The 10,607-nt window shown below is 39.0% G+C and carries 8 protein-coding genes; all 8 read right to left on the reverse strand.

Going from position 1 to position 10,607, the window contains the following annotated elements; genetic code table 11:
- Window positions 1–47: 47 nt before the first annotated feature.
- The 8 genes from DW033_RS22145 to DW033_RS22180 all read right to left on the reverse strand — a co-directional run bounded on the left by DW033_RS22145 (window position 48) and on the right by DW033_RS22180 (window position 10,577).
- Complete coding sequence (locus tag DW033_RS22145; protein ID WP_005807174.1) at window positions 48–260, reverse strand: hypothetical protein; 213 nt, start codon at window positions 258–260, stop codon at window positions 48–50.
- An 81-nt stretch (window positions 261–341) separates the two neighbouring features.
- Entirely contained in the window at window positions 342–1,502 is a 1,161-nt protein-coding gene (locus DW033_RS22150) for a UvrD-helicase domain-containing protein (RefSeq protein ID WP_005807172.1), read from the reverse strand.
- Entirely contained in the window at window positions 1,489–3,084 is a 1,596-nt protein-coding gene (locus DW033_RS22155) for an ATP-dependent endonuclease (protein WP_005807170.1), read from the reverse strand. Before DW033_RS22155 ends, DW033_RS22150 begins: the two co-directional genes overlap by 14 nt.
- Before the next feature lie 20 nt (window positions 3,085–3,104).
- On the reverse strand, window positions 3,105–4,691 hold the full coding sequence (locus tag DW033_RS22160; protein WP_005807168.1) for an ATP-binding protein: 1,587 nt from the start codon (window positions 4,689–4,691) through the stop codon (window positions 3,105–3,107).
- 5 nt (window positions 4,692–4,696) lie between these two features.
- Window positions 4,697–6,697, reverse strand: a complete 2,001-nt coding sequence (locus DW033_RS22165; protein WP_005807165.1) for an AAA family ATPase — start codon at window positions 6,695–6,697, stop codon at window positions 4,697–4,699.
- Between the two features lie 13 nt (window positions 6,698–6,710).
- Entirely contained in the window at window positions 6,711–6,929 is a 219-nt protein-coding gene (locus DW033_RS22170) for a DNA modification system-associated small protein (RefSeq protein ID WP_005807162.1), read from the reverse strand.
- A gap of 5 nt (window positions 6,930–6,934) precedes the next feature.
- Window positions 6,935–9,307, reverse strand: coding sequence for a DEAD/DEAH box helicase family protein (locus tag DW033_RS22175; RefSeq protein WP_005807161.1), 2,373 nt, complete (start codon window positions 9,305–9,307; stop codon window positions 6,935–6,937).
- Between the two features lie 28 nt (window positions 9,308–9,335).
- A complete protein-coding gene (locus DW033_RS22180) occupies window positions 9,336–10,577 on the reverse strand; it encodes a DNA methyltransferase (RefSeq protein ID WP_233554290.1) in 1,242 nt (413 codons plus the stop codon).
- Between the last annotated feature and the right edge of the window lie 30 nt (window positions 10,578–10,607).

Genomic DNA, 10,607 nt, shown 5'->3' on the forward strand with positions numbered 1-10,607 from the left:
GGCTTTTGTAGGCTGGCATCTGCCTTTTTTATCCTCCTTTTCCCTTTTTATCGCCTCCCTTTATATCTGTCTTTCAATCCTTTTATATCTTTGTCCTTGCAGTCCGTCCTGACCTTCCGGCTTATTGTTCCGCGAAAGTAACGGATAACAGCTGCACCTTGCAAATCCTCACGGCCTGCGGTGGCCGACGGAAATCTTCCTTCTCGGGGAGAAGCGTATTTCTGTCGCCAGATTTGTCCGGTTGCCGTTATCACATTCATTTAAGAAATATATTTATTATCAATAAGTCTTTAATATAATAGTCGTGAAATAACAAAGCAATCAATTATAATTATTACATTTCAATCAGGGTTACTCCAAAATTGAAGTATAGATTCAGAAGGTAAACAAAAATCATCTGGTACAATTATCCCAATTGTAATTTCAGCTCTTGTTACAGCAACATATAGTTTTGCGCGTGTTTCATCAGCCAATTGTTTAGTTGTATTATTTATCCATGTCAACATGTTTTCTGTTGGATAAACTATAACATTAGGAAAATCCAAGCCTTTTACTTCTCCCATGTTATATCTCTGCTTAATATTTGGATGGATATTTTTCAAGGCTTTATTATTCCAAATTAGAGCAACTGGATTAAATCTATCTACATAGTTCCCAACATCACAGTTCTTAATTAATAGACAATGTTCTTGTTGAGAATTTTCTTTTACTGATTTCATTTCGGGATATTGTGGCATAATCAAACTTGCAAAATCACATATACATCTCGGACATCTATGTGATTTTACAAGAGTTGTTTCGTCTATAGTAACATAGCGCTTATTTTTTTTATTTACACAATCTTGGATAAATGAAGCTATGTCGCCAGAGTACTTTTTGTATTTAGATGATGTATGTGTTGAATATGTATGCTGGCGCGGATCTCCTGCAAATACGCAAGTTATACCTGTTCTTGTTAGTATCAACTTTATAATTTCATAATCATAGCCGACAAAATCTTGGCACTCATCAAAATACAAATAATCAAAAATCGAATTTAACCTTTCAGTAAGTTCCGAGGGATTTTTAAGATACAATTCATTTGCAAGTTCAGATAACTTATCACTAAATACTTTATGCTCTTCTGTTGTTAAATATTTTTTACGATAATTGTCTTTTTTATAAGTGGCAAATATTTTCTCATTATAGGATTTGAGTCCTGATTTTCCATTAACAAATGACACTCCTAAGTGGGTGTCTATTAAATGTGGAAACAAAGTGGTTTTGAATGGTGTTATCCAGTGCTTTAACAAGAACTCAAACCATCCCATAACCACGACTTTATAACCTAAATTATGACTTGCAAGTTTATTTCGAATATGAGCTTGGTTATTTTGTGTATATGTTATGATTGCAATTTTTTTTGTAGAGTCATTATTTGAGTTATTTACAGCATCTTCTACAATTTTAGTGGTTTTCCCTGCACCAGCAGATGCAATATAGCAAATATTATTTCTCCCCATCAATCAACCAATTTATAGCGTCCATAATATATTGAGGAACATTGAAATTGTAAGATTCATCTTCTAATAATTTCAGAGCCCACTCTGTCTTATGCTTTTTCATATATTCCGAAAGGGATTCCGCAGATTCTTTATCAACATTTTCCCCTCTGATTAATTTAGATAGTCCTTTCAAGTTATCTACATTTGCGTTAACAAATGCAGGCTCTAATGTATGTAATGATGTATCTTTTTCCGTAAATAACCTAACAACTTCTTCTTGTGGTAGATTCCTTTTTGTCTCTAATTTTTCAATATTCAGATTGTCATTATCGGTAATGACTGCTATACGTTTTTTAAGTTTTGCTCCCAGCAATGCAAAATGTTTGAATACTGTACCACCGACAGAGATAAGTTCTATTCCTTTTGCAAAAGGATGACATTGGTACTCTTTCATAAAATGATACAATACTACCATTTCATCTGTTGGTCCTTCCACTAAAATAGCCTTATCACAAAGTGCCACACGTAATGTTGGATAATTCGGAACTTTTGCAAAAAAATCATAATCTTCCAAATCTGAAATCCTTTGACTCTGAATTATACCTGAACTTTTCCCTAATACAATTAAATTATTGAGTGATAATTTATTTGCAACAAAGCTACTATGAGTAGAAACGAACATTTGACCGTCAAAACCACTTAAATAGCTAAGTAATTCATACATTTTCGTATGTGATAAATGAGATTCCGGCTCCTCGATGATTAATATTTTCTTTTTCTTGTCATCATTGGAAGATGGGTCAATGGATAATAATGTATTTATAATACATTGATCTCCTAAACCAATCTGTGAAAATGGAATTTCTTTTAATACTGGGCATAAGATTGTATTCCATGCCATTTTTGTTGTTAAATCGACAGTCAGTTTGAAATCTGGGGATATGTCCTTGATTTTATCGTTCAAGGAACAATTGATGACATTGACTTTTGTATTACCCTCAAAGTGTTCTCTTAATGTTCTCAAACAACCTTTAACTTGTACTCGTTCTGATTCTGATAGCTTATATGATATTAAGCGAGTAGCCAATTGATTAGCTTTATTGTTAAATGTATTAGACGATGAATCTATAATCCACGGAACATAAGGTACTAATAATTGTTTGACATTATCCCCAGAAAACCAACATCTTTCAATGGTATAGAATTCACATGGGATATGTTTGTATTGTTCCTTTTGTTCTTGGAATAATGAAAGGTATGAATTGTCACATGCAATTCTAACTCTGATTCCTGAAGAAAATATCGACAGACTATTGTTTTTGCCTGAATATTCGGCAGGAAAATCTTTATTGAAATATAATTCAATAATAATTTCTGGTAAGACTTTATTCGATTCAAAATCCTTCCATGTAGATTCATGGAAAAGATACTGAGTAATTTCCAATTGGCCTATTCCATGTCCCAATGTCAATGAAATGGCTTCAATCAAAGTGGATTTTCCGACACCATTATTTCCTACAATAACATTAATTTTATCATGGAATGAGATATCAGCTTCTTTTATGCCCTTAAAATTCTTTATAATAATCCTTTCTATCATTTGCTGCGCTTATATTTCATTTATATCAAGTGCGTTACATTGATTTTTTTGTATTTTTTACCCATACCCAATGCAAAAGCCATCTGGTCTTTAATTATCAACTCGCCTTTCTGAAGTCCGGCTATTGCTGTCCGAACCTCCTGCAATTCCTGGCCACTCACTCCATACAAATCTTTGATTACCTTATCATCGATGGTCTGCTGTTTCATTATGAGTGGATATTGAGCGTTAGCATAGAAGTCAAACCCTTTGCTTTTGAAACTGCTCATATTTTGTGTGGCAAGGATAATACTTAGTCCCTTGTTACGCCCCACTGCAATCAGGTTTCGCAATGGCCGGTTATCAAAGTCAAGCATATAATGGGCTTCGTCAATGATAGAGAAGTGACGAATCTGGACAACATCCTCGTTAGTGGCTTGCTTTTCAAGCTGCTCGTATATGTTATTCAACTTGGATATGATGAAATACACGATAGCCTTAGCTATCGGACCATCTTTTGGATAACCGTCCATCTTTATGATGTAACAATCACCGATAAGATCAGCCTTGTCTTCTTCCTCGAAAATATTTGCGCGAACTAATTGCTTCAATACGGATGAAATGCTGTCGTCCTTTGCAGGATCGGTCATTTTTGCCTGATACTCTTCCAACATCATTGAGAACGTAATAGGTGCTCCGTCTGTCTTCTTGTATGCCTCTACTATGGCTTCGCTCAGACGGTTATTCATGTTGGCACTTGCAGAAACCCTGTCTATCGAACAGAGGGCTGAAGCCATTTCCGATGAATAGAGATTTATCTCATTGATAGGACGACCTGAGAAATCCTTGAACGGTGTGAATGGTAGGGGATGTTCGATGGGATCTAAAATACAACTTCGGTCCACATCGAAATGCGACAGCCAATGATTGTTCTGGATATCACTGAACTCGCCTTTATAGTCAAACAACAGGAAGTTTACAGGATATTGTGATTCCGAGGACAAGGCCCGGAACTGCTGCATCAGGACTGCCAAGAGGTTGGTTTTGCCTGAACCGGTTGCACCAGCTATGATAATTTGCGAGTTGGTAATATTACGACTGTTGATATCAAGCGTTGCTTCCATTTCAGCATCACCATAGTTACCGATAATTAGATTGAGCACCGGAATGTCTTTTGCCATTGCCACTTTGTTGTTTACTGCATATAGGAACGAATCCAGATTGTTCTCTTCCAACAAGTAATTTCTTCCGCGCAACATTTCTGCTGCAATGATACGTGAAACTGTGGCATTCTGTGACCAGTCGATATTCAGATTGGCATAGCGAAGTTTCAACAAGGCTGAATATAATGTGGACAAATCGTGCATTGTGAAGAAACTTGGCACAATGCGAGCTGAAGAGGTGGAAAGCTGGATGTCCTTGAAGTCATCTTCCTTGCGCTCTACGGTAACACTTAGTCCTACTATGAAACAGATGCGCATCACCTTGTTGAGTGTCAGGCTTACACGCTTTTCTCTGTCGGCTACACGAGACAAGTTGATTTTGGATTCGATAAGATCCTTCACCTGACTGATTTCGTCAAGCAGTCCCTCCATCTGGCGGGTATTTGAAAAGTTTATTATACTCATGGTCTTTACTGATTTAGGGATATCCCGAAATAACCTTCCGCTACTGTCGTATTCTGTTCCTCTACATTACGGTGCAGGGTGTAGGTCTTAGATATGAATGGTTCCAGTTTCACATAATCGCTATCCGTGCGGATTTCCGATGTCGTGCACAGCAGAATGGTCTGTTCAGCCAACTGCGGGAAATATTCTTCCATCAATGCGTCACGGCTCTCGTTATCAAGCACACCCATAACAGTATCTATCATTACAGGAGGATTGTAGTCTCCGAGATTGCGTAACACTTTCAGCAGCACTTGTATGAATATCTGTTTGGAAGCCGCATTAAGCTGATTCAAAGATATTTCATTACCTGCACTATGGTATAACCGGATGTTGAAGTTCTCCATGCTATCGGACAATTCCACCCGGGCGACATGGCCTTTATAAGACACCAGCAGTTTGTTAAGCTGCGACTGCATTTCCGTCTCAATCTGAGCCTTTTTCTTTTTCAGCAGGCTGTCAGCCACCTTATCGAAGAATGGACGGAGTTTTACCAGTGTGTCGAACTTCAAGTCCGGTTCTTGCTGAATCTGCACATCATACTGATGAATCCGTTTCTCCAGACGTAGTATTTCGCTTTTAAAGCTGTCTTCCTGAATCTTCAATTTCTCGACGGTTCGTTTTGCATCCTCATAATTGGCTATAAGAAGATTGTTGCCACCTGCCTGTGTCTGTTCAAGCGTCCGCTTTTCTGTCCGCAGATTGTCAAGGTTGGCAAGCTGTATTTCCATGTCCTGCCTTTTCCTGTCAAGTGTCACGAACTGGTTTCCTCCTCCTTTCTTCGGCAATTCATTCAGGGCTTCAACTTCTGCATCATCCAGATAGTCGTATGGGTCTTGTGCGTTGGTGGTATTCTGCAAGGCGACCATGTGAGCAACCACATTTTCCTCGTCAACGGCCTGACTGCACAAAGACAGTTCTTTCAGGTAATCTATAATCTTTGCCGTCACATCACGGAGTGTCTCTATCGGATAGGCACCTGTGCTCTGTTTCAACAATTGTTCTTTTACGCGTAGTATGTTGTTGATTTCCTGTGAAAGATTGGATGCCAGCTTAGGCAGGAAGACATTTATCTCGATATTCTCGATAAATGTTTTCAGATTCTCGGCATAATCGGCAGCTTCATCGGTTATTGCCCGGATTTTCCCGGTAACATCCTGAATACGCTTGTTCAGGTTCATGGCCTGTTGCGCTCCTTCTTTGGCACGCTGATATTCGTCCTCGACCGATGCCATATATTTATACAGCCTGTCCTGCTCGGCAAGACAAGCGTTCATTTCAGCCACAAGGCCTTCTTTCTGACTACACAGATTGTTGTATTCCTTGGCTTCCTGTTCGGCTTCCAATCGTTGCTGTGCCCATTCCTGCTGCAATTTCTCAGATGCTCGTTTCAGTTGTAAATACTTCTTGAATCCAAGTACATTCTCAAAATTGTCGCGGATGGTCTGCTGGAACACGTTTTTCTTCAGCAGTTCACTTGACTGCATGGCATCAAACAGAAAATACTGGCTCAATTCCTGTGGCAGATTGGCTTTGATGATTTTACTGATTTCTTGTTCTGCACGCACTCTTTCTTTCGGTGCAGTCATAGTGCCATACACATACATATTTCCGTTCATGTTCAGGGATACGCTTTCAAGCGGACGGCCTTGCGGATTTAACTGGTATATTCTCTTCAGGATATACTTCTGTTGCTGCCCTAACACTTTGCCTACAAATGTTATTTGCAGACTGATTTCCGGTTTCACCTTGTTTATTGCTCCCTGATTGAGCAACTCCATAAAATGTTCCTTACTCTCTATTTTAAGTCCATAAAGCGCACCGCTTATTGCTTCAAACAGAGTTGTCTTTCCACCGCCATTAGAACCGCCGATAAGTATAATCGGGCGGTCATCATCTACCGTCAGATCAAGATCAAGCGACAGGTAGGTCTTAAAATTACTTATCTTTATTTTTTGTATGAGCATGGCTTCAAATTCATTATTGACGTACTTTCTGTATGGCGGCGCGAATTATCTCTTCCGCATCGCTGTCACTCATTTCTATCACATCCACCTTTTTGGCGTGATATGCTTTTAGTATTTCTTCGCTAAGCCAATCGAAGTCAATATTGTCGGCTTCACAAATGGCTTCAATCGTAGCAAGGTCATCCTTGCGTATGCCGTAATGCACAAATTTAGGGTCGATTCCTTTTGCCATAACCGTTATGCTTTATATTCATCGGGATGGAAACTGTCCCAACTTGATATGTCTGTTGTGTTCTCTATTTTCATCGGGCAATATTTCCAATTTTCCCCGTTTTTAGTTTGTATTATCACGCCGCCTTTCAAGTGCTTGTCGGCATTTTCCTCGTTATGGATATAATCAATCAAAGCGTTGTGCTTGCATGGAGCATTCTTGTCACTGTCTTCACTCTTGGTATCAAACAGAAATACTTGGCCGTTTTTCATTCGTATCACAAAGTCAACATAAAACAATGCCTTATTACCATCTACATTAGTATAGCTAATGGCATAATGTTGTTTACCGGAGTCTCCGTTTTTGTACCACCAGTCTATATATTCCTTGTTTTCCTCTAAAAACGCAGTAAACTTCTGCTCGGGTGAAGATACCCTGTTTTCTTGAATATACGGCATCAACGCATGGTTTTCTATCTTTGGACACACTCTATTCGTGTCTTCCTTGTAGAATCTGTCTGCAGGAACTTCCCATGTGTATTTCACGTATCCTTTTGCACGATATGCGGCACGACGACGTTGAAGGATAATAGCATATTGTTTCAATGCTCTTTCTATAATATCTGCAAACTTAGGACGATTTCCATGATATAGTATGACTTTGATTGCTTCGCTCTCAAACAGCTCAAACAAATCTTCCATAACTTCCAGAAGAGCCACGGCTAAAGTCTTTATGCTGACTTTTTCATAGCCGCTGCCAAGCATCTTTGCACAAAAAGCCATATAAGCAGCATTAAGTTCCTGCATGGTACGCACGTATTTTGCTTTATTGCGAATCATGGTCTGACCTACTTCTCCTGTAATACTCAGGTCTTCCACAATCTCAATCCCAATGCTCTTTACATTAAAATTGATTTTATCTTCTACGGTTTTACGGTTTTTATAAGTTTGACTTACCCGGTCTTCCTCACTTATTTCTTCTTCCGGTATCCCATCCAGTTCTGCCGCAGTAAACAATGAAGGCATAAAATTCGTTACAAGCCAGTTTCTTTCAAAAGTCTCCATGAGAATCTTTTTGAAATCAGATCCCAAACGATTACGGTCAGCGGATGTGCGTTCATTGTATTCTGAAATAAGCGATACGTTATTCAGGTTCATCCTACGTACTGCATGGAGCGACGACAGATAGTCCATATCGTCTTTTACGATTTCAATAATATCTTTACTGAGGTTTGTATAGACGTAACCTCTGTTCAACATATCATTTTGATAAAAACGTTGTTCAGGCATACGGAGAATACGACCTACAGTCTGAGCTGAAAAAGTAAAGCTTTCTATCTTCCTGAATATCAATAATACGGCTGCTCGTGGACAATCCCAACCTAAAGCAATGGCCTGTTTGAACAACAAAACTTCTGTTATATCATCAGGATTGGCTATTGTTTGCAGATTGTCAGTCTTCTCGTTACTCAACCATATTGCGAGCTTTCCGTTTGCCACATTGATTCCTTTGATGCTGTCAAGATAGGTCAGAACTTCCTCTTTGACCGAATTATCATCCCCAGTCATTGCCTCCCCATCATTTGGCAATTGTATCAGGAGCAAAGGATTGATGTCCACACCTTCTTTCCGATAGGCATCCGCCAGTTCTTCGCGCTTTTTCAAAGCAAGATTGATAAGTTGCTGGTTCAATGTACCAAGCATCGGATTGAACTCCAGTGCCGGATTCAGAATGACACTTTCCTTGATCATCTGTTCTGCAATAACACGTTCTCGTGGAACCGTAACCTGTTCTTCCGCCTTTGCGGTTGATTCCGGTAGAGGTGTGGCTGAAATACGGATTTCCACTTTCGGACAGATGTTGCTCAGCACTTTTTCCGATTTTCTCGCATTGCGACTTCCGAACATGTGCTCCTCGTCTATGATTACTATTATCGGAATACCATTATCTTCCTGTGTACGGCGGGTAATATCGTATAGTGAAGCCGAAAGTTCTGTTTCACGTACTATCACAGCATTGTCTTTATTGATGCTTTCCCAGTTTACGAACAGAATTTCTCCGGGATGTATGTATCCTTCTATTGAATGATCCAGTTCATCATAAATCATGGGACGCAGAATTTTCGTTTCCGTAAAATAGTTTTTCATCTTGAAATAACTCTGCTCATGAAGTTTGTTTGGTGCAATCCAAATATATGCCACTTCAGTGAACGGTGCATCTGGACGTTCAGTCAATTCATCGTTCAATCGCATAAGCATATCAGAAGCCATAACTGTCTTTCCGCTGCCAGTTGGTGCTTTGAACACGAGCGTATGGCGATTTCCGCTAAGAGAAAGTAACCCGATGGTCTTTTCCACCAGTTCACTTACAGCCTTCTGTTGATATTGTATATTTTTCATTTTTCTTTCCTTTTTATCAATCCTTTCCTTATGCTTCTCTCATAAACAATCCGGTTTCAGAATCATTACTTTGCTCTGCTTCTTCCATTGCTTCCGGCAGGAATTTTGGGCGACGTTTAGGCAGGACTTTCTGATAAGCCTGGTAAATAGCGTCCGGCAATGCACAAAGCTGTACTTTGTCCGCGACCTCCTCAAATTCGTCATCGTAAGCATAACTACTCGGAGAAAATACATATACTTTGATTTTCTCTTTTCCGGATTCAACCATTTCAAGGATTTCTGCAATGGCGGATATAGCTCGTTCATCATAAATTATAAGCATACGGCTGTCGCCTTCTTCAAAATAGCGAGCAATCTTCGAATTGATGTTCCGTCCTGCAAGTTTGGCCTCCTTGTAAATATCATTCTTTATACAAAGCAAGTCGGTAGAGGCTGCAACCAATGCTCGCATGTTCCGAGGTGTTTGATCTCTCGATATAAAGTCTGTCTTATAATAACGCAACGTATTACCTGTAAGTCCAGGGATTTCTTCTCCCTTAGGAGTCGTATATCCTTGAATAACTCGTTTGTTACGAATATAAGTTACATTTTCACAGATATTGTTTTCATTGTTGGTTACAAGGATACACTTACGATGTCCTCCATCTTCTGCATTAAGTTGCATGGTAGCATGGAGGGTTGTACCACTGCCAGCGAAAAAATCGAGTATAGTAGAATCACGATTGTTATGCGAAATCAAATCTTTTACAAGATTTAATGGTTTAGGATTACCAAAAATATCTTTTTGCGAAAAAATATCAGTTAGCAATTTGGTCCCCTCGCCAGTTTCGCCAATATTATAGTAAATGCTACGCGATTTATTTACTTTTCTTTTATCAGAAATTGATGTAAAATACGTTTTTTCCTGTGGCTTACCATTTCTCCAATCTATTTCATCATTCATGATTAAACGATTCATCCTTTCAAGCCCCACTCTCCACCGTCCTGGTAAACCATCAGGTGCAACTGGGAAATAATCCTTACCATCTGGACTTTTTATAGCAAAATACATACTTGGCCTATCTTCTCGGTGAGCCGAACTTCCCCATTTTTCTAATGGAGTAATTTTATATCGACCTCTCTCGTCCATATATTTGAAAGTATCTTCAGAAATAGCAACTGTTTCATCTTGCCAAATAAATTGGTCAGTCTTGCGATAAACTAATATGTATTCATGCTCAGTAACAAAAAAAGCATCTGTTTGACCAGAGGGTACTGAAAAAGTAATCACTATTCAGAGTTCTCTGAGGATTATATGAAA

Origin of the sequence: Parabacteroides sp. AF39-10AC, from assembly GCF_003635405.1 — a bacterium.
GTDB lineage: Bacteria > Bacteroidota > Bacteroidia > Bacteroidales > Tannerellaceae > Parabacteroides > Parabacteroides distasonis.

What these genes read in the sequence shown, in the direction of transcription:
- DW033_RS22170 (WP_005807162.1), bottom strand. Translation starts at nt 6,929, where the DNA reads ATGGCAAAAGGAATCGACCCTAAATTTGTGCATTACGGCATACGCAAG.
- DW033_RS22150 (WP_005807172.1), bottom strand. Translation starts at nt 1,502, where the DNA reads ATGGGGAGAAATAATATTTGCTATATTGCATCTGCTGGTGCAGGGAAA.
- DW033_RS22175 (WP_005807161.1), bottom strand. Translation starts at nt 9,307, where the DNA reads ATGAAAAATATACAATATCAACAGAAGGCTGTAAGTGAACTGGTGGAA.
- DW033_RS22145 (WP_005807174.1), bottom strand. Translation starts at nt 260, where the DNA reads ATGAATGTGATAACGGCAACCGGACAAATCTGGCGACAGAAATACGCT.
- DW033_RS22155 (WP_005807170.1), bottom strand. Translation starts at nt 3,084, where the DNA reads ATGATAGAAAGGATTATTATAAAGAATTTTAAGGGCATAAAAGAAGCT.
- DW033_RS22165 (WP_005807165.1), bottom strand. Translation starts at nt 6,697, where the DNA reads ATGCTCATACAAAAAATAAAGATAAGTAATTTTAAGACCTACCTGTCG.
- DW033_RS22160 (WP_005807168.1), bottom strand. Translation starts at nt 4,691, where the DNA reads ATGAGTATAATAAACTTTTCAAATACCCGCCAGATGGAGGGACTGCTT.